We start from the raw sequence: 20,697 nt of genomic DNA, 5'->3' as shown, positions 1-20,697 counted from the left end.
TATCTTTCATTGTAATATTCGAAGCCTGTAGACGCAAATGAGAATACCTGTATCGAAGCAACATTAGACGACTCCCATGCTTAGCGGATTGTTCTACCGAAGCCTTTACTATCTGCTCCATGCCGTGTTAGCGGGTCCAGAAACAGCAACAAATCCCGCCGACAACGGCGGGATTTGTTCGTAGCCTTGCATCGATGAGTGGACCTACACCGCTTCTATAATCTCATTATTAACGCCAACAATCATGGTGGACAGCTGCTTGGACAGGTCTACCTCGTATGGAGAAGGCACGACTGAGCCGCCTTCCTCCAGCACGCGGATGATCGGGCGGTGCGGGCATGCGGAATTGATATCAACAACGACGCCTGACTCGCCACTATTCATCTGTACCGTTAGACCAATCGGGTATATCGCAACCTTATCACGGAACTGCTGCACCATACGCTGCTCGTACAACGTTCCGCTGCCGGCATACATGAGCTCGATCGCTTGATGCGGCAGCATCGCCGCTCGGTAGATGCGTTTGGTCGTCATCGCATCATACGAATCGACAAGGCCGATCCACTTGGCATAATCGTGAATCTCATTCCCGCTTATTCCTCTCGGATACCCGCTTCCATCGAGACGCTCATGATGCTGGAAAGCGCAATGGGCAACGAGCAGCGGCATGTTCGGCTCATCCTTCAGCATCCGATAACCGATCTCTGCATGCAGCTTCATCAGCTCATATTCATCGTTGCTCAGCTTCCCTGGCTTCTTCAATACATCTGCTGGAATTTTTGATTTACCGATATCATGCAGGGCAGCCCCCATCCCGAGCACCCTTAATTCGTCGCGGCTGTACCCTTCTGCAATGCCAAGCAGCGTCGTGTACACACATACATTGAGCGAATGCTGATACAAATAATGGTCGACCGAATTCAAGTTCATTAACATGATCATCGCATCTTCATGTGCGGTCAAATCGTCGATGACCATGTTCATCATATTGTAATACGATTTCGAAATATACGGATACGTTACGCCGCGCCTTCCGTTCGGGCGATCCATCATTTGGCGGAAAGATTGTCGGATCTCCTTCAGCGCATTACGCATCGTATCTTCACTTACGATATCAGGTATGACTGTATCCTCAAGGCGAGGGTCTTTAATATAGATGTACGAGATTCCGCAATCCGTTAACCTTCTGATCATGCGAGCGTCTAACTCTACATTTTCAGCAAGGAGAACAAGCCCTTCCTCGGAAAATATTTTTTTGGCTAACCGCATTCCTGGTCGAGCCGTCGATATGGGCATTAAACGCATTTCCTAATCCCGCCCCGCAACTGGTGTTAATTCGAATATTCTATCGTGTTTATCGGTTGGGAGCACGCCGTTGTGAATCACAATCACAAACTTTTTCATCAAAAATCGACTTTTTCTTCGCTGTTTATGTTGCTGCTCTTCCCCGAATGACAAATCGTGCTAAAGATGCGTTCTGAATGGATGCTGTATCCTGCAGCTCTACCGCCAGAATGTCTCGAATAAACTCTGGCAGGAAATATTCAATATCCGTTCCCTGCTTCAGGGATAAATAGCCGACGCCAAACGTAAACATGTCCAGTGTGCCAACCGAATACTCACGGTCGTCGACCAGCGGATCACCGTCAACGTAAACCGCGGACAGTTGAAGCTGTCCGTGACGATCATATTCCGCTTCAATCGTCATACCGTCTACAGCAAGCTTGCCAAGCACACTTCCCCGAAATCCGAACCCTCGGATCGGCATCGTAATATAGTCATCTCGCAGCGACTGCTGCAGCGCTTCTCGAATATGTCTGCCTAGCAGCCTCATGCGGCACGGATTGATCGGGGATGGGCAAATCGCATGCAGATCCCCTGCTGTCACGTCTCCAATAGGCAGTCCCGCAAGCAGCTGGCCATTGTTCGCAATGCCGATATCTGCCTTCGTCCATCGGCGGATACCTGCCGCAAGCAAATTCGTAAGCGGAGACTCTTGATCTTCGCGCGAAGCCAACGGCGCGTCGAGACGAGCCATTACACGCCCCAGCCGCTCGGCCGCATGCTCCCGATACCGCGCGATCGTATCCACTGCATCTGGATGCTCGTCATAGGCGGCGACTGGCACACAGGATGCACGGAACAATGGCTTCGAAGCAGCAGAATCCCATCCGATCTCAACCCGGCCAACCCATTCTCCATATTTGCCAGCCGCACAGATCGTTGTCGAGCCGATCACAAGCGGTTCCTCAAGCAAATGATGCGTATGTCCGCCGAGAATGAGGTCGATCCCTTCAAGCTGCTCGGCAATTCTACGGTCGAATGGCAGGCCCAGATGAGACAGCACAACGAGCACATCGACATGCGATCTTAGTTGGGCTGCTTCGATTCGAATCGCTTCGATTGGATCGGTCACTTCCCATCCGAGCAGCGTGTAGAATTCCGAGAATTTCGCCGTAACACCGATCAGACCGATTCTCAATTTTCCTTTGTTAATGACGGTCGAAGGCGCCAGCCATTCCGGCCGTTCATGATCCGAGCTGCGGAACATGTTCGCTACGAGCACAGGAAATCTCGCACGATCGCGATAGGCATCCTCCAGCATACGCGGCTCCAGCGTCAGCCCCTCATTGTTGCCAAGCGTTGCCGCTTCGCAGTCTGCGATGTGAAGCAGCTCGATATTGACAAGCCCGTCGCTGCCTTCCGTCTCCACCCGCATCCGGTCCATGTGATCTCCGATATCAACGGCCAGCACCCGGTCGCTTCCATACGTCCGCCGTTCCTCTGCAATTACGGTTGCAATCTTGGCCGCATGCTCAAGACGGCTATGAATATCGTTGCTATGCATCAGAACCGCTTCTATTGTCCAATCATGCGTCTCGTTCATGCGATTACCTCCTTGCCAAGCGGGCACATTAGCTGCCCAGTCATTTCTTCATCTTCAGCTCATCAGCCGACCATTGCTGCTTAAAGCCATAAGCGGCTTCATCACTAGGCAGCTCCTCTGTACTGATGACGACCCGCACCACATTTTTCACATTCAAGCACTTGCTCGTGCCATTCGGTACATAGAAACGGATCGGTCCAGCTTGTGTCAGCGGACTGCCATCCTCCTCAGCGAACAGCACAGCAGCATCTCGCAGCTGCTCCCACGGAATTATCGCTTCGAACGAATCCGCAGCATACAGCTTCAAATGTGTAGGCGGCGACAGCTTGCACTGCGTCGTATACGAGAGCAGAAACAACCACTCCTCGAACCACTTCTGCCAGTCAAAGGCAAGCCCGGAGGCGCCCGGTACACGCGTCTCGATCGCGAATACATCCCCCGCCAGCTCCGACATGACTGCCGCTGTCCATTGCTCTACACCAAACTGCTCGTGTTCAATCTCGATGCCCGCTTCCTTCCCTACATTATTGTACGCTTTCGGCACCATCATGTCAGGGTCTCCTTTCGAGATAAAATAGGATCAGCATATGAATTTGTTCATTTAACCGCCGATTTGTGACATTCGTCGTTCGGTCGGAACGTGGGATAGCGTTCCCCCAGCCAGCGTAGCAGCCATCTCATGGCTTTCCGGCTTCAAATCGAGCGCCTTGCGCAGCAATGCCTCCATCGCGTCTTCACTGCCAAGCGCCTGCCGCACATTCAACTCCTCCATCCAATAGAGGCACGGCTTCAAATAACCATCGGCTGTTAGTCTTAGCCGATTGCAACGTTTGCAGAACTCATCGCTGATCGGATGGATCAAGCCGAATGAACCACGACCACCGATAATCTCATAATTGTCAGAAGGTCCGCTGCCCGATACATCATCTCTTGAGCGGTAGCTCATTCCACGTTCGTCAGCAATCTCAAGCACACGTGTCAGCGGCAAATATTGTTTGCGCCAATTGTCGTCGGCATGACCGATTGGCATATATTCGATAAAGCGAACATGCAGCGGCTGCTCGTAAGCCATCTGCAAGAAATCGCCAATCTCATCTTCGTTCACTCCGCGCAGCAGTACACAATTGAGCTTAATCGGATCGAATCCGACTCTGCCCGCTGCTTCGATCCCTTCCAGCACGCGCCTTAGTTCTCCACGCCGAGCGATAAACTTGAACCTGGCCGAGCTAAGCGTATCCAGACTTATATTGACACGATTCAGACCTGCATCTCGCAGCGCCTCGGCTTGCGGAGCAAGTAGAATGCCATTGGTCGTCATCGATATATCAGATATGCCGGGTATCGAAGCCAGCATTCGGATCAGCTGATCGAGGTTTTTGCGGACAAGCGGCTCGCCGCCTGTTATTCGCAGCTTTGTCACACCGAAGCGTGCCGCTGATTGAACGACCTCTGTAATCTGTTCGAACGACAGCAGGTTGGAAGTATCGGTAAATTCGACTCCCTCTTCAGGCATACAGTAGACGCAGCGCAAATTGCACCGGTCGGTTACGGATATTCGCAAATAATTGTGCTCCCGCCCAAATCGATCCATTAGTGGACCCATCACAGCCACCACCTTAGCCCGCATTTCACAAACATTTCACTACCTATTAGCATAACATCTCTATGCCGATTATGATATACTTTAACCATCTTTATACCATCGCTATGAGAGGTTTTCTAACATGGAACATAAATGGACGATTCGTTTATTTGCCGGTTTAAATGAACGGCTGGGCGCTTCTTCAATTGAATTGCTGCTTCCAAATCGTACGCTCTCCGTTTCTGAGTTAAAAGCACTCCTGAGCGAACAGTATGCATCTCATCGTGATTTGATCCACCTCTGCTTCGTTGCGTGCAACCAAGCCTATGCGCAGGATGATGCGGTGATTGAGCATTCGGACGAACTCGCGCTGCTGCCGCCTGTATCTGGTGGAGAAGAATCCGCTGCTGAGCAAGACTCGTCGGCCGCATCGGCAGACGCGCCGCTCTACTGGCTAACAGATCAGCCTATTTCCGTCGAGGAAGTCACGAGACGTGTCATTATACCGAACCATGGCGCTTCCATTGCATTCGTCGGCACAACCCGGGAATGGACCCAAGGGCAGCGTACTGTCAAGCTGGAATACGAAGCCTATGCACCAATGGCCATCCGGACGATGGAGCAAATTGGGGAAGAAATTGCCGCTCGTTGGAACGGCGCAGGCTGCGCTATCGCCCATCGGACAGGTATTGTTGATATTGCGGACATTAGTGTCGTAATCGCCGTTTCGGCTCCGCACCGTGACGCGTGTTATGAAGCTAGCCGCTATGCAATTGAACGTTTGAAACAGATCGTACCCATTTGGAAGAAGGAAATATGGGATGATGGCTCCGAGTGGAAAGGTCACCAAACAGGACCTTGGAACCCGCTGGCCGGAACGGAGCAGGCATGATGGATAAGGAGGCTACTTCAGACTCTCCAGCAGCTTCTCGTTACGCCCGCCAAATGCGTTATGCCCCTATAGGCACAACGGGCCAGCAAGCGTTAGGCGAGCGCTCAGCTGTCGTTGTTGGCGTAGGAGCGCTGGGCTCGGTCATAGCGCAGCATCTAGTGCGCAGCGGCATCGGTCGAATCCGGTTAATTGACCGGGATATCGTCGAATTCAGCAACCTCCATCGTCAGGTACTCTTTACCGAGGACGATGCGAGGCGCATGATGCCGAAGGCCGAGGCTGCAGCCATCCGCCTACGTGCAGCGAATGCTGCGCCATTCATCGAACCAATCGCAACCGAGTTAAACGCATATCATGCAGAGCAGCTGCTGGCGGATGCGGATATTATTGTAGACGGTACCGACAACTTCACTGCACGCTATCTTATTAATGAGGTAAGCGTGAAGCATCAAATCCCCTGGATCTACGGCGGGGCTGTCGGCGGATCCGGTATGTGCACTTCTATTATACCAGGTGAAACGCCATGCTTCCGTTGTTTATTCCCAGCACCACCTGCGGCAGGAACAGTGGATACTTGCGAAACAGCTGGCGTTATTTCACCGATTATCGATATTATTGGTTCACTGCAGGCTGCTGAGGCGATGAAGCTCTTAACAGGCAACAAAGCTGCGATGAATCGCGGACTTATTCAGTTCGATGTCTGGCGAAGCCAATGGATGAATATCCAGACGACGCAATCTAAACGTGCAGATTGCCCTGTATGTGCAAGGCGGCAGTTCGAGTGGTTAGATAGCGATACTGCCGCTCATGAAGCTGCTGCGGCCCTTTGCGGCCGTCGCACCGTTCAGATTACACCTCCACGCCCATTGCAGATTCCTCTAACGCAGCTGGCGGATCGGTTATCTCACGCAGTACAGCTCGAATTAACGCCATTTTTACTGCGACTAACGTTAGTGGATCGTGACTATACGCTCATCGTTTTTCCAGATGGACGTGCACTTGTACAGGGGACAGACGACCTATCCGTTGCAAAACAAATTTACAATGATTTGATAGGAACATAACGAAATTACCATTAAAATCGACGAAAAGAGTGGAATTCCCGCTCTTTTTTTAGTTTATTGTTAAGAAAATATTAATATATTGTTAGCAAATTTTGCCTTGGTCGACATTCAACTTATTGCCATCAGTAGCAACAATTGATACTATATGACTAGCACATTAAATCTAGTTCAGGGGTGTCATCATGCGGGTACACGTCACCGACTTGAGAGATGGGGACCTTCTTACATCGGATACATTTAACAACTACGGTCTCCATGTTCTGTCTAAAGATACGCATTTAAGCAACAAAGAGATCTCGATGTTGTTTCAGCATCAAATCGACTACGTCGATATTGAAGTACGCGCTTCTGAACGTCCTGTCCTGTCGGCTGCAGGCCATTCTCGTACCATTGAAACGAGTGTAAGCCCAAAATGGATGCCTACCGTTAAACCTATTTACGAAGATACAGTTAAAGGCTTCAAATCGCTGTTCGAGCAAGCAATCAATGAGGGAACAATCGAGGAGAAGGCTGTAAAGGCGACATTTCAACCTCTCGTAGACAACTTTAAGATGGAACGAGATGTTGTCTCCATGCTGCTCCTCTTGAATACGAGGGATGACTATACATACCAGCATTCCGTACAAGTAGGCATGTTGTCCTTCTACCTCGCCTCCTGGCTCGGTTACAGCCAAGAGGAAGCCGTCGATATCGGACAAGCGGGCTTCCTACACGATATCGGCAAATGCCGAATCGACGGCTCGATTCTGAACAAGCCAGGCCGACTGACGGAAGAAGAATTCGATGAAATTAAGCGCCATCCACAATACGGCCATGATATCATCAAGAATTCGATGTCTAATGAAATGGCAGCCTTGGTTGCAGCGCAGCACCATGAACGAAACGACGGCAGTGGTTATCCGCTTGGCTTGAAGGATGAAGAGATTCATCCTGTTGCCAAAATCGTCGCCGTGGTTGACGTATACAGCGCGATGATCTCCATGCGTGTATACCGTGAGAAGCGCGACCTGCTTCATGTCCTTCGCGAGATTTACCGCATGAGCTTCAAGGAGCTTGATGCAAACACCGCGCATACATTCATCAAGCATATGATCCCGAACTTCATCGGCAAGCGTGCCATTCTCGATAACGGTCAGTCTGGCATTATCGTTATGACACATCCGACCGAGTTCTTCCGTCCGCTCATTCAGATCGATGAGCAATTCGTCGATTTGACGGTTGAACGCGGCATTGAAGTGCAAGAAATTTTACTCTAGAACGACTAAAGAGACACCCCATTCAGAATGGGGTGCCTCTTTTTGTTTTATCGCGATATAACCGATTATTTCACTTCGATTTTGCTGAAATATTTGTCCTGCATCACCTTCGCCGCTTCGTCCAGCTTCGCCTTCAGATCGACGCCCTTCTTCGAGAATACTTGCTGAACGACGTTCGTCATCTCGGCATAGTATTCCTGCGTATTGTACTGCGCCTCCGGCTGACCATCAAGCAGCGCATTCGACTCCGGTGCATATTTGTACACGTTATCGTACTTATCGAAGATCGCTTGAACCTTTTGCCCATAATCGGAATCTTCACGGAAGTAGTTCATTTGAGGCGGAATGAAATATTTGTTCTCTGCTTTACGCGCTTGAATATCCTTCTCGACCGACGCGAGCCAGTCATCGGAGAAGTAGTCGAACGTAATGTAACGGAACGCTGCTTCTTGCTCTGCTTTGCTTGCATTCGGGTTAATGACGAGGTAGTCGCCGCCAAGAACGCCGTAGTGCTTGCCGCCCGCTTCAAATGCAGGCATAGGATACGTAAGAACATCCTCTGGCTTCATGCCGCCTTGGTTCAGCGCCTGCTCAAGCGGACCTTCTGCGCCAGCGATTACCATCGCCGTTCTGCCTTGCGAGAACGCACCTACCGCATCGCCCCAGCCGAGCGCCCAGTCCTTCGGAATGGCATTCGCATCCCAGCGCAGGTTCTCATACAGCTGCAGCGCTTTAACGCCTGCATCCGAGTTGAATGCCGCTGTCACTTTGCCGCCGTCCGTATTAATAATTTGACCGCCGGCTTCGAACAAGAAGTTCGTCCAGTTCCAGCCTGCTTCGTTGCCTTTGCCCATTGGCGCAATGCCCGCGATACCTTTCGCCGGGTCAGCAACAGCCTTCGCCGTGTTGATCATGTCATTCCAAGTCCAGTCGTACGATGGGATGGCCACGCCTTTCTCATCCAGCATCTTTTTGTTCACGACCGTACTCGTCGAGTAGCCCTTCTGAACAACGCCGTACACTTTGCCGTCTACGATAAACTGATTTTGCAGCGTTGGGTTAATTTGATCTTTATTCTCGTAGTTGTTCCACAGATCGGTGATGTCAGCCGCCCAGCCGCGCTCGATCAGAAACTTCGCTTCCGTCGCGAATGTATTAAAGATCGTTGGCGCTTCGTTCGACGCCATCTTGATGCCAATCTCGTCTACGTTATAATGCCAGTCGCTTTTCTCAATCGTAACGTTCGGGTATTTCTCCGTGAAGCGGCGGATCTTGTCATCCTCCAGCTTGCGGTTTTCTACCTGATCCGGCGTTGGGTAATAGATGCTGATTGTCGCCTTCTCATTCAAGAACGGATCTTGCGCTGCCGGCTCGTCAGCTGTTGTCGCAGTGTCCGTCTTCGTGCCTGCGTTGTCTGTCGTATCGGTGGTGCTCGTGTCTTCCTTCGTCGTCTCCTTGTCTGAACCGCCGCCACCGCATGCTGCGAGCATGGAGGCAGACAAAGCTAGACATGCCATGACTGTCATGAGCTTACGCTTATGCATGGATACTCCCCTTTTCTAGACGCTTAAGTTTTCCTTACGCATTCATCATATCGCTCGAAACCGCTTTAAACGATGTGTGTCGTTATGGCGATTGTGTGTGGTTCTACGTTCCTAGTCGATGCCCGATGTGTGCAATATTACCCTTTGACCCCGCCAAGATTAAGACCGCGCATAATAAAGCGCTGGAAGACAAGGAACACCACGATCGGCGGAAGCATGACCATGAACAGAATCGCGAAGCGAATATTCAATCCCAGACCACGCGCGCTTATGACATACTTGTAGATCGCCGTAGAGAGCGGATATTTGCTGTCATTGTGCATGACGAGCGATGGCCAGAACCAGTCATTCCATGCTGTGGAGAAGACGAATATGGCAAGCGTCGCAATGATCGGAACGGACAACGGCAGCGCTAATCCTGCGAAGCAGCGCCACTCGGACGCGCCATCCATTCGAGCCGCCTCGAACATCTCTTGGTGAAGGCCGTCGAAGAAATTTTTAAGCAGCAGCAGGTTGAATGCACTTGCACCGGCCGGCAGCCAGAATGCCGCGAAGGTGTTGATTAAACCGAGATCCTTCAGGTTCAAGAAGTTCGGAATCAGATAGGTCGTCGGCGGAATGAACAAGGTGATGAGGAAGAACATGCTGATCATTCCCGCCTTCGGCACATGCAGCTTAGACAAACTGAACGCCGCAAGACCAAGCACCCCGACTGTAACAATCATGTTGCCGACAAAAATAATCATCGTGTTGCGCAGGAAGATCGGCAGATCGATATAATTCCAGCCCTGCTTTAAGTTGCTCCAATGCCACCCTTCCTCCGGCAGGAAAGTCGGCGGGAAGCTGTTGACTTCCGTGTTCGTCTTGAACGCATTGAACATCGCAACAAGAACCGGGTAGAGCATGGAGCAGGCCATTACGATAACAACCAGGAGCATAAGGGCATATACCGTTCGATTGAGCGGCTTCTTCAGATCGTATCGGGACAATATGCCGCGTTCTTCATGTTTCATTCTAGTTGTCCCCCCTATGCTGAAGCCGGAATTGAATGATAGCCAGTACGCTCAATACGATAAACATGAGCACGCCCATCGCGGAGGCTACCCCGAGATCAAGCCGCGTCGTCGCGTATTTGACAATAAGCAGCGCATACGTCAGCGTCGCATTGTTCGGACCGCCGTCCAGCATCGCCAATTGCGATTGGAAGCCTTGCGACGTGCCGATTAGCTGCAGCAGCAGCATAAGCACAATCAAGCTTTTTACCGATGGCAGTGTAATATGGCGAATACGCATCCAGACGCCTGCTCCGTCGATCTCCGCTGCTTCGTACCAGTCACGCGGAATACTTAAGATCGCCGCCAGATAGAGCAGCATCGCTGCGCCGAACTGCTGCCATGTCTCCATGAAGACGAGCGAAATCATCGACCAGCTCGTATCCGTCATGAAGGCGATGCCTTCCCCGCCAGCCGTCTTCGTGATGGCTGCATTGATCGGTCCAACCGGATCGTAGAACCAGCGCCATAGTCCATATAGAACGACGACTGGTATAACGTTCGGCAAGTAAGCTGCAATGCGCAGTATACCTTGGAAACGCCGAACCTCCGAGATTGCGATGGCGAATACGATCGGCACCCAGAAGCCGATAACGAGTGCCAGTCCCATGTAGTAAAGCGTGTTGCGAATGGAAATCCCTACGTCCGAATCGTGCAATACCGTCTTGTAGTTGTCGAAACCGACGAACGTGTTCCCTTTAACAAAATCAACATGATAGAAGCTGTAGAAAAACCCTTTAATAATTGGCAACCATAAAAACATTGCAAAAATAAGAAGGGCGGGCAGTAGAAACAGATATCCCCAAAGATGCTTCTCCAGGATCTGTCCGATGCCCGTCCTCCGTTCTCCGATCGCCCCTTGCTGACGCCGTGGAGCTGCTGTGTGGTTCATCTTACGTCCCCCTCATTCCCTGTAGCAAGTAGCTTGCACCTTCATTGTAGAGAAAGCGTCGTCTACTGCACATGTGCGTATCTATTGGAATGATGGGCGATTTTACGTGGCTAAAGCTCCTTGTTATTTTTTCAGCTCGCTTGGGCTGATGCCGTAATATTTCTTGAATATTTTGCTAAAATGCTCCGGCGATTCGTACCCGACCCGCTCGGCAATCTCGTATCTGCGCATGTCGGTCTCCAGCAGAAGCCGCCTGCTTTCTTCCATTCTTAGCTTCATGACGTATTCCCACAGGTTCATCCCATTCGTCTTCTTGAACAAGTAGCTCAAGTAGTTCGGGCTGACATGGTTGTTTTGTGCCACCTCATGCAGCGTCAGCCCCTTCTGGGCGTAGTTGCGATCGATGTACGCCTTCGCGCCCTCGGCGATCCGGTTATGCTGCGCGCGAAGCTCATCCTCCGACGGTTCTTCTTCCTTCGTATAAAGACTTTCGTGAAAATCGCCATAATAAAAAACGTCGTGATCCGGATGCCGTTCACTCCACCGCAGCGCTTGGATAGCCTGCTTATGGAGCAGAACAAGACTCTGCAGTCCGTTGGCGATCTGGCTGATGCCGACGACCGTCGTCAGCCCTAAGTAACGTTTCATGCTCCGGTGCAAGCTGCGGCCGATCATGTCGAGCTGGTCGAGCTTGCTTACGGATGTGTTCTCGTACGATTCCTCATCCCATTGCATCATAATGCTCAGCTCATCCGCGCCTGAATAGAACACGACAGACTCTCGATCGGTTTCGGCTAGCAGTTCAGATGAGATGTTAAGTGCAGCATAGCGAAGCAGCTGCGTGTCCCGCTCGGAAGCAGGGCTTCCTGCAGCGCCTGCTGCACGCGGGAGCAGCTTCAGCTTAAGTACGGCGAAATAAGGGCCTGCTAGACCGATGCCAAGCTTCTGAAGCTCCGATGGAGAGGGCTTCACACTGCCCGTATCCTCGCTTAATAGATTGTTGAGCAGCACGGTCTGCAGCGCCGATGGCTCTTCCACTCGGAACGAATCGCGTAATGTCTCGATGGTCTCTTCGCGAGACTTGGTGCGTTTCTCCAGCTTGAGCAGCGCGTTGCGGACGGAATCGAGCAGCTGCACGCCGTCAAGCGGTTTGATGAGATAGTCCTTCGCTCCCAGCCGCATCGCGAGCTGGGCGTATTGGAACGTTTCGTGGGCGGAGATGACGATCGTCTGGATCCATGGGCGGACCAGCTTCGCTTGGTGCATCAATTCGATACCGCTCATCGCCCCCATCTGGATGTCGGTGATGAGCAGGTCGATATCTTCCATTCGTATATAGTCGAGTGCCTCGTAGCCGTTATGCGCGACAAAGATGCCTTCGATGCCGATTCCAGACGATGCGAGCAGGCTGCTCAGCCCTTGACCGATCAACGGCTCGTCGTCGACGATGAGTATGCGATGCATAAGTGGCCTCCTCAGTCAGTTATGTTGCTTCGCAAAGGCGCTGCGCGTCAGCATCATTCCTACGATCGCTGTTGTATCCAGATTGTTCTGATTAGATAAGATCAGATGAGGTAACAATCCGGATACAAAGGCGACCACTTCGTTTCTACGGAATGACGCTGCCGCTTCGCTTCTTGACTCGCCGTTGACGGATTTTTAAAGATTAGGCAGTTGCCTGCTTTAGAATTGGCAGGCAACTGCTGAATTCGGTTGGCGCTTCGCGCGTTTTATTGTGCCGTTGCGCAGCTACCGTTCCCGTTCTTCCTCCGGCGCTACTGTGACGGCGGGCATGGTGAGGCGGGCGATGGTGCCGCCGCCTTCGCGGCGGCGGTAGGTGAGGCCGAATGCTGTGCCAAAATGCAGTCGTATCCGCTGCTGGATATTGCGAATGCCATAGCCGGACTGTTCGCCTGTGCCATTGCTGGCGATGATGCGCTCGATGGCTTCGGTGTCGACATCTTTGTAGCCATTGTCTTCGATTTGGATGACAATGGCGTTATTTTCGAAAAGAACGGTAATGCCAATCTCGCCATCTTCGCCCATGTGCTTGATGCCGTGGATGATCCCATTTTCGACGAGCGGCTGAAGCGTTATTTTGGGAATGAGGTATGGCAGCACTTCATCTGGTATTTGCCAGTCCACGTTGAAAGTGAAGGCATAACGATGCTGCTGCAGCTTAATATAAGCGCCTGCATGCTCCAGCTCTTCCCCTATCGTGATAAGCTCTCGACCACGGCTAAGGCTGATGCGCATCAGTTTGGACAAATCCTTGATCATCTCAGCCGATTCGGAACGGCCTTCGATTGTGCTTTTCCAATAGATGCTTTCAAGTGTGTTGTAGAGCAGATGCGGGTTGATTTGTTGATAAAGCATTTGGAGCTGGGTTTCTTTCTGCTTAATCTCCATCTGGTATTTATCTTTGATCAGCATGTTGAGACGGCGTGCCATGTCGTAAAGCGAGGACATTAGAATGCCAATCTCATCCCTTCTGCCTTTCGCCGGCGTTCCTGGTACAAGCTTGCCTGGTTCGTATGAGCGGGAGAATGATGCCATCTTCTGAAGCGGTTTCATAAGTGAACGCCAAAAGTACGTCATGACGAAGCAGCACACCACCAAATAAATAATAGACAACACTTGAATGATACGTTTCAGCTCTGTCTGCTGCTTGAGCAGCGGCTGTTTCGGAATGTTGTAGACGAGCTCCTGACCATTATTGCCGAAGGTCGATACATAGATGCTGTCCGCTTCAATGAGGTGAATCGATTTGCCAAGTCCACTCTGCTGCTGCAGTTCTGGCGGTACCGTTAGTTGACTCCCTAGTCGCCCTGTCTCATTCGAGGTAAGAATCGTGCCCTGTCCATCGGTAAAATACACATTGCCGCCTTCCGGCAAATCGACCGAATTCAGCGACTCTCCGATCTGATCCTCCATATTCGTTGCAACGAGCACGCCGATGACGCTGTTCCCGCTGCTCGTATCCCGCACGGCGCGTATATAAGCAAGCGTCTTCGTCTTCGGAACTAACTGTACCTGGCTGTCGATGACCTTCATATAGCCTTCGCCTTTGCGAACTACTGCTTCTTCATACCAGGCCGGTGGAGCCTGCTCCTTGGTGAAGAAATAAACACCGCTCGCTGCCATCTGCCGCTTAGGAGCAAATTCGTACAGGTCATCTGGGTCATACACGTAAAAGGAATAAGCAATCGTGTTCGAGCCATCTGCCGTCGTCGAATAGCCTGACAGCATTTTGTCCGCTGCGGCATATTTGCGTACCCGGTCGATAACCTCGCTGCCTGCCGATGAATCCGTCCGCAGCTGCTGTGTAATTGGATTCGCGATGATCGTTGAAGTGATTTTGCTAATCGTATCGATATCTCTGCTTATTAACGATAGGTTCTGCTTACTCGTCTCCGCGTACGCACTCGTCACATTCCGCGTCATAATTTCCTCTGCCTTCGCACTCCCATACACCTGCAGCACAAAAATCGGAATGACCATAATGAGCAGCAGCATCAGCAATTGACGGTTCACGCTGAACCTTGTTAACGGATTCAAGCTGTATTTGCCCAAATGCTAGCTCCCCCTCCAGCTGATACTTATACGATATCAATTCTCGCACACAATACAATGGCTGATGCTATGCAAATGAGGTGTAATGTTAAGCTTTATTGCTCTCATTCTATCATTATATGGGCATTTATCGGCAGTAAAAAAGCTCCCCACTATCAGCTCGCGAGCTAATAGTGGGGAGCTTCTATGTGCATATATCAACTAGAACTCATTTCACCGGCTTTAGGCACAAACCAGTCATCATTGTCGAATTGCTTCCTGAGCTGATTCTGTGTTTCAACAGCCTGCTCATAATTAGTCCCCGTCACAATAAACAATGAATCCTTCTCATCCCCGCCAAGCCAACTCGCCGCGGTCCAAATGTTAATGTTTTCGAATTCATCATCGAAGTAAATTGTGCTTACAAACGTGAAGTCATGAGGTTTGATTGGCGACGAATAGAATAGCGATCCCATATTGATTCCGTTGTTATGTTTCACAATAGGAATCTTGTTCTGCCAATCCTTCTTGGTCGCTTCAATTCCATCGATAATGAAGCTGCCCTCAAAATAATGCTGCTTGAACAGTGGTTTATGCAACTTCCCATGAATGCGAACAACAGTGGGCTCAATAGAATCCGCCCTGTCATTCGTGATGATTACCGCTGCCGTCTCCACGTCAATCTTCTTCGGCAATTGCAATTGATACAAATAAACACCCGCACCAACTACACATACAAGCACGAACAAACTAACAAATGTAATGATTTTCTTCCAAGTAATAACCTTCCCCTCCCGCTACAACAGCAACTTCCTGAATATGGTTTATAGACGCGTCACTGACCATAAAGTTGCAGTTCAGATATCCCCTCACTCACACCACCCGCTTCAACAAACAAGATTTAGAATATATTTATGTATCCTAGCTCGCCGGTTCAAGCCGAGACTTCATAAATAAGATACGTAAATATACCCTATCAATCCCGAAACGATCGAGCACGGCAGTTAAGATACTTTTATGTTTTCTATCCATCTGTTATCAGCCAAGTGTTACGGTTAGGATACTTTAATGTATTCTATCCGATAGATTGGTCCCTACAGGGGCGGGGAGCCCGACCGCGAAGCGGTCACCCCACTCCCCCACCACCCACATTGCATTCCCAAGCCCCGAGCCGCCTCTAGGCGAGGGGCTTTTTGCTGCCCACCGCAGGTGGAAGGCAGCATTCGCGAAGCGACAAAAGTCTTCTCAGCATCAGCCCAGCGGAGCGGCGGCAATCATGATGGAGAAGCGTCAGCGTTTGCCTTTGTGTCCGGATTGTTACCTTTTCTGATCTTATATAATCAGAACAATCTGGACACAACAGCAATCGGAATCATGTTGCCGTCGCGCAGCGACCAATGTTTTCACGCCCTTTGCTTTCCGCTTTTATCGCTTTTATCGCTTTTATCGCTTTTAATGCTTTTAATGCTTTAATCCCTCAGATTCCATCCCCCTGCGCAATCGCAGCAAAAAGCCCCTCGCTACTAACTAGCGAGGGGCCTGGTATTGCAATGTTAACCGATCGAGCCTTCCATCTCAAATTTAATGAGACGGTTCATTTCGACCGCGTACTCCATCGGCAGCTCTTTCGTGAACGGCTCGATGAAGCCCATAACGATCATTTGTGTTGCTTCATCTTCCGTCAGACCGCGGCTCATCAGGTAGAAGAGCTGGTCCTCGGACACTTTGGATACAGTTGCTTCATGCTCGAGCGTGATGTTGTCGTTCATGATCTCGTTGTACGGGATCGTATCCGACGTCGACTCGTTGTCGAGGATGAGCGTATCGCACTTGATGTTCGCTTTGGAGCCTTCGGAGTTGCGTCCGAACGAAGCGAGACCACGGTACGTTACTTTACCGCCGTGCTTCGAAATCGACTTCGACACGATCGTCGACGTCGTATCCGGCGCGAGGTGGATCATCTTAGCGCCTGCATCTTGGTGCTGGCCTTTGCCTGCTACTGCGATCGACAATACCATGCCTTTCGCGCCGCGGCCTTTGAGCACAACTGCAGGATATTTCATCGTCAGCTTGGAGCCGATGTTGCCGTCGACCCATTCCATCGTTGCATTCTCTTCTGCAACGGCGCGCTTCGTAACGAGGTTGTAGATGTTTGGTGCCCAGTTCTGAATCGTCGTGTAACGAACGCGAGCGTCCTTCTTCACGATGATCTCAACAACTGCGGAGTGCAAGGAGTTCGTGCTGTACACAGGCGCTGTGCAGCCCTCTACGTAGTGCACGAAGCTGCCTTCGTCAGCGATGATGAGCGTGCGCTCGAACTGACCCATGTTCTCCGAGTTGATACGGAAGTAAGCTTGAAGCGGAATTTCACACTGTACGCCTTTTGGCACGTAGATGAAGCTGCCGCCCGACCATACGGCGCTGTTCAGCGCTGCGAACTTGTTGTCCGCTGGCGGGATTACCGTACCGAAGTACTCTTGGAACAGCTCTGGATGCTCGCGCAGCGCCGTATCCGTGTCTGTGAAGATAACGCCTTGCTTAGCAAGATCTTCTTGCATGCTGTGGTAAACAACCTCAGATTCGTACTGAGCGGATACACCAGCAAGGAACTTCTGCTCTGCTTCAGGAATGCCGAGCTTATCGAACGTTTCCTTAATTTCAGCAGGAACCTCTTCCCACGTTTTACCTTGTTTCTCGGATGGCTTAACGTAGTACTGGATGTCGTTGAAATCAAGATCGTCCATGTTGCCGCCCCATTGCGGCATTGGCATCTTGTTGAATTGTTCGAGCGACTTCAGGCGGAAGTTCAACATGAACTCCGGCTCGCCCTTCATCTCCGAAATCGTGCGAACGATCTCAGGCGTCAATCCTTTACCGGATTGAAAAATCGCCTTATGCTCGTCGCGAAAGCCATACTTGTACTCTTCCATTTCTGGCATACTTTTTGCCATGGCAGTCACGCCTCCTTATCAAGTGGATCTGTATAGGAATACTCGATCTAATATCGAGCGTGTTAGAAACTATGATTGCTGCTGGTTCTCAATTCCTTTGCGAAGCGCGTTCCACGAAAGCGTCGCGCACTTAATGCGTGCAGGGAATTTGTTGACACCAGACAGTGCTTCAATATCTTCAAGCTCTTCGAACTCAACCTCTTCGCCCTTCATAAGAGCAGAGAAACGTTCAGCGAGCTCAAGCGCTTGCTCATACGTCTTGCCCTTCACGACTTCGGTCATCATCGAGGCCGACGACAGGCTGATGGAGCAGCCTTCGCCGCTGAACTTCGCATTGATGACTTTACCATCCTCAACCTGGAGCTGAAGCGCAATGCGGTCGCCGCAGGTTGGGTTGTTAAGGTTAATCGTCACCGATTCGTTGTCCAAAGTTCCCCGATTTCTCGGGTTCTTATAGTGATCCATGATCACTCTGCGATACAAATCATCCAATTGCATGGCCGAAAAACTCCTTTGTCCGCTGCAGCGAAGCTGCAAGCCGGTCAATCTCTTCTTCGGTATTGTATAGATAGAAGCTTGCCCGCGCCGTTGAGCTGACATTCAGCCAACGCATCAGCGGTTGGCAGCAGTGATGGCCTGCACGTACCGCGATTCCTTCGGAATCAAGCGCGGTTGCCACGTCATGCGGATGGACATCATCCAGATTGAATGTGACCAGCCCGACACGGCCTTCCTTCGGTCCATAGATCGTAATACCGTCGATCGCCGACAGCTGCTCGTAAGCATAGGCTGCAAGCTTTTGCTCATGATGATGAATATGGTCCAGCCCGATCTCTTGGAGAAAATCAATCGCAGCCGCAAGTCCAATTGCTCCGGCAATGATTGGCGTACCACCCTCAAAACGCGTCGGCGCATCCTTCCAAGTCGATTCGTACAAATCGACGAAGTCGATCATCTCGCCGCCGTATTCGATCGGCTCCATCCGGTTCAGAATCGCCTTCTTGCCGTACAGCGCGCCGAAACCGGTAGGTCCGCACATCTTGTGCGCGGAGAATGCATAGAAATCGCAATCGAGATCTTGCACATCCACCTTCAGATGGGGCGTACTTTGCGCACCGTCGACAACCATTACAGCGCCGTTACGGTGAGCGATCGCGGCCACTTCCTTCACTGGATTAATGACGCCCAGCACGTTCGAAGCATAAGTCATCGAGACGACTTTCGTACGGCTCGTTACAGTCGCTTCCACGTCTGCTAGGCTAATCGTACCGTCAGGCTGAAGCGGAATGTACTTGAGCGTCGCGCCGGTTGCTTTTGCAGCCTGCTGCCAAGGAATCAGGTTACTGTGATGCTCCATTGGCGTAATCACGATCTCGTCGCCTTCGCCGCACACTGTACGCGCATAGCTGCTTGCAACAAGGTTGATTGCTGTCGTTGTACCGCGTGTAAACACGATTTCCTCTTCGCTTGACGCGTTCAGGAATGCAGCTACTTTTGCACGAGCAGCTTCATAGCCTTCCGTCGCACGGGAGCCAAGCGTGTGTACACCACGGTGAACATTCGCATTATCCCACTCATAATAACGTTTTACCGCATCAATGACGGAACGCGGCTTCTGTGAAGTCGCCGCGCTGTCCAGGTAAACGAGCGGATGCCCGTTTATCTCTTGATGCAATATCGGGAATTGCTCCCGTATCGCATTTACATTCATGCTTCCAGCTTCCTTTCGAGCAGACGCTGAAGCTGCTCACGGACGGCGTCAATCGGAATTTCCGATACGACAGGCGCCAAGAAACCGTAAATAATGAGCCGTTCAGCATCAATCTTGGCAATGCCTCGGGACATCAGATAGTATACTTGCTCTGGATTGACTTGACCTACGCTCGCTGCGTGGCCAGCCGTTACATCATCTTCATCGATCAGGAGGATCGGGTTCGCGTCACCGCGCGATTTCGGGCTGAGCATAAGAACTTTTTCCGTTTGCTCGCCGTTCGCTTTCGTTGCGCCTTTCTCGATCTTCGTAATGCCGTTGATGATTGCCGTTGCTTCTTCACGCATAACCGCACGCGTAATCATCTGGCTGTCCGTGCTCTTGCCCCAGTGAACAGCTTGCGTCGTCAGGGACAGCTTCTGCTTCTTCGAGCCGATGCTGATTACCTTCGAATCGGACGAAGAACCGCGGCCGTTCAGAACCGACTTCGTGTCCGACAGCGTGTTGCCGTCGTTCAAGTCACCGATAATCCATTCTACGCGTGCATCATTGTCGAGGGCCGCGCGGCGGATCGAAATATCGACAACTTCTTCGCCCATGCTGTGAATGGAAGCGAAGCTTACTTTCGCGCCGGCTTTTGCAACAACTTCAACGATACCGTGATGGATTGCTGCAACTTGAGCTGCGCTGCCCGTCGTAATGACGTTGTCTACGTATGTTACACGGCTGTTCGCCTCTGCAACGATCAGCACATGCGGTGCGAACGTCGCTTCAGCATCGTCGTTGTACAGCAACGCTTGCAGCGGAAGCTCTACCTCTACGTTCTTCGGCACGTATACGAATACGCCGCCGTTCCAGAGCGCGCTGTGCAGTGCCGTCAATTTATCTTCATTGCTCGGCACGACCGTGTGCAGGTACTGTTGTACGATTGCACCATGCTCGCGAGCAGCTGTTTCGAGATCTGTGAAAATAACGCCTTGCGCCTTCAGTTCATCCGACAGCGTGCTGAATACTGCGCCCGATCCACGCGTAACGAGAAGACCAGCTTGCGATTCCGTTACGAATGCTTGGATGTCTTGGGACAGCTCTTGTGCGCTGCTAACCGGTTGAGCTGCTTTATATTGACCGTACGCCGACAGATTCCAGCGATCGATTCTCGTTTTCTCTACCTTCGGTAGTTCCAGTGTCTCCACCAGTTCAGCTGCATCGGCGCGTTTGGCCGTCAGCCATTCTGGCTCTCCCTTGCTGCGCGACAACGCTTCGGCTGCTTGCCGGTTTACGGGAGTCGATAATTGAATACTCATGCTCGATTTC

General features: G+C 51.2%; 17 protein-coding genes. 3 read left to right on the top strand and 14 right to left on the bottom strand.

Annotation, left to right across the window (positions count from 1 at the left end; translation table 11 throughout):
- Positions 1–204: 204 nt before the first annotated feature.
- The 4 genes from DFQ01_RS14725 to moaA form a co-directional block, all read right to left on the bottom strand.
- Positions 205–1,305, bottom strand: a complete 1,101-nt coding sequence (locus DFQ01_RS14725; RefSeq protein ID WP_110044658.1) for an HD-GYP domain-containing protein — start codon at positions 1,303–1,305, stop codon at positions 205–207.
- Positions 1,306–1,429: 124 nt separating this feature from the next.
- Positions 1,430–2,887 carry a bifunctional metallophosphatase/5'-nucleotidase gene (locus DFQ01_RS14720; RefSeq protein WP_110044657.1) on the bottom strand — a complete coding sequence of 486 codons (1,458 nt, stop codon included), beginning with the start codon at positions 2,885–2,887 and terminating at the stop codon, positions 1,430–1,432.
- Between the two features lie 40 nt (positions 2,888–2,927).
- Positions 2,928–3,437, bottom strand: a complete 510-nt coding sequence (locus DFQ01_RS14715; RefSeq protein ID WP_110044656.1) for a hypothetical protein — start codon at positions 3,435–3,437, stop codon at positions 2,928–2,930.
- A 51-nt stretch (positions 3,438–3,488) separates the two neighbouring features.
- On the bottom strand, positions 3,489–4,490 hold the full coding sequence (gene moaA / locus DFQ01_RS14710) for a GTP 3',8-cyclase MoaA (protein ID WP_110044655.1): 1,002 nt from the start codon (positions 4,488–4,490) through the stop codon (positions 3,489–3,491).
- 121 nt (positions 4,491–4,611) lie between these two features.
- On the opposite strand from moaA, the gene DFQ01_RS14705 reads away from it, so the two are divergent.
- The 3 genes from DFQ01_RS14705 (at position 4,612) to DFQ01_RS14695 (ending at position 7,681) form a co-directional block, all read left to right on the top strand.
- Positions 4,612–5,361, top strand: a complete 750-nt coding sequence (locus DFQ01_RS14705; RefSeq protein ID WP_110044654.1) for a molybdenum cofactor biosynthesis protein — start codon at positions 4,612–4,614, stop codon at positions 5,359–5,361.
- Entirely contained in the window at positions 5,358–6,425 is a 1,068-nt protein-coding gene (locus DFQ01_RS14700; RefSeq protein ID WP_245946690.1) for a ThiF family adenylyltransferase, read from the top strand. Before DFQ01_RS14705 ends, DFQ01_RS14700 begins: the two co-directional genes overlap by 4 nt.
- 182 nt (positions 6,426–6,607) lie before the next feature.
- A complete protein-coding gene (locus DFQ01_RS14695; RefSeq protein ID WP_110044652.1) occupies positions 6,608–7,681 on the top strand; it encodes an HD-GYP domain-containing protein in 1,074 nt (357 codons plus the stop codon).
- Positions 7,682–7,746: 65 nt separating this feature from the next.
- Here DFQ01_RS14695 and DFQ01_RS14690 read toward each other — a convergent pair whose 3' ends face one another.
- The 10 genes from DFQ01_RS14690 to sufD all read right to left on the bottom strand — a co-directional run bounded on the left by DFQ01_RS14690 (position 7,747) and on the right by sufD (position 20,687).
- Positions 7,747–9,225 carry an ABC transporter substrate-binding protein gene (locus DFQ01_RS14690; RefSeq protein WP_245946689.1) on the bottom strand — a complete coding sequence of 493 codons (1,479 nt, stop codon included), beginning with the start codon at positions 9,223–9,225 and terminating at the stop codon, positions 7,747–7,749.
- Between the two features lie 137 nt (positions 9,226–9,362).
- The gene (locus DFQ01_RS14685) at positions 9,363–10,238 is read right to left on the bottom strand and encodes a carbohydrate ABC transporter permease (protein WP_110044651.1); all 876 of its coding nucleotides are present in this window, start codon (positions 10,236–10,238) and stop codon (positions 9,363–9,365) included.
- A gap of 1 nt (position 10,239) precedes the next feature.
- The gene (locus DFQ01_RS14680) at positions 10,240–11,169 is read right to left on the bottom strand and encodes a carbohydrate ABC transporter permease (RefSeq protein ID WP_110044650.1); all 930 of its coding nucleotides are present in this window, start codon (positions 11,167–11,169) and stop codon (positions 10,240–10,242) included.
- 123 nt (positions 11,170–11,292) lie between these two features.
- Positions 11,293–12,633: a response regulator transcription factor gene (locus tag DFQ01_RS14675; protein WP_110044649.1), complete on the bottom strand. Its 1,341-nt coding sequence runs from the start codon at positions 12,631–12,633 to the stop codon at positions 11,293–11,295.
- Positions 12,634–12,918: 285 nt separating this feature from the next.
- Entirely contained in the window at positions 12,919–14,742 is a 1,824-nt protein-coding gene (locus tag DFQ01_RS14670) for a cache domain-containing sensor histidine kinase (RefSeq protein WP_342769992.1), read from the bottom strand.
- Between the two features lie 197 nt (positions 14,743–14,939).
- Entirely contained in the window at positions 14,940–15,431 is a 492-nt protein-coding gene (locus tag DFQ01_RS14665; RefSeq protein WP_110044648.1) for a hypothetical protein, read from the bottom strand.
- Positions 15,432–16,274: 843 nt separating this feature from the next.
- Positions 16,275–17,672, bottom strand: coding sequence for a Fe-S cluster assembly protein SufB (gene sufB / locus DFQ01_RS14660; protein ID WP_110044647.1), 1,398 nt, complete (start codon positions 17,670–17,672; stop codon positions 16,275–16,277).
- 69 nt (positions 17,673–17,741) lie between these two features.
- Positions 17,742–18,170 carry a Fe-S cluster assembly sulfur transfer protein SufU gene (sufU, locus tag DFQ01_RS14655; RefSeq protein ID WP_110044646.1) on the bottom strand — a complete coding sequence of 143 codons (429 nt, stop codon included), beginning with the start codon at positions 18,168–18,170 and terminating at the stop codon, positions 17,742–17,744.
- Complete coding sequence (locus DFQ01_RS14650) at positions 18,157–19,383, bottom strand: cysteine desulfurase (protein WP_110044645.1); 1,227 nt, start codon at positions 19,381–19,383, stop codon at positions 18,157–18,159. Before DFQ01_RS14650 ends, sufU begins: the two co-directional genes overlap by 14 nt.
- The gene (sufD, locus tag DFQ01_RS14645) at positions 19,380–20,687 is read right to left on the bottom strand and encodes a Fe-S cluster assembly protein SufD (protein WP_110044644.1); all 1,308 of its coding nucleotides are present in this window, start codon (positions 20,685–20,687) and stop codon (positions 19,380–19,382) included. The genes DFQ01_RS14650 and sufD overlap by 4 nt, the downstream gene beginning before the upstream one ends.
- Positions 20,688–20,697 lie beyond the last annotated feature (10 nt).

The organism is Paenibacillus cellulosilyticus (genome assembly GCF_003182255.1).
In the GTDB taxonomy this organism is placed as follows: Bacteria; Bacillota; Bacilli; order Paenibacillales; family Paenibacillaceae; genus Paenibacillus_T; species Paenibacillus_T cellulosilyticus.
Note: the sequence above shows the minus strand (reverse complement) of the source record. Positions and strands in the feature narration are given on the sequence as shown.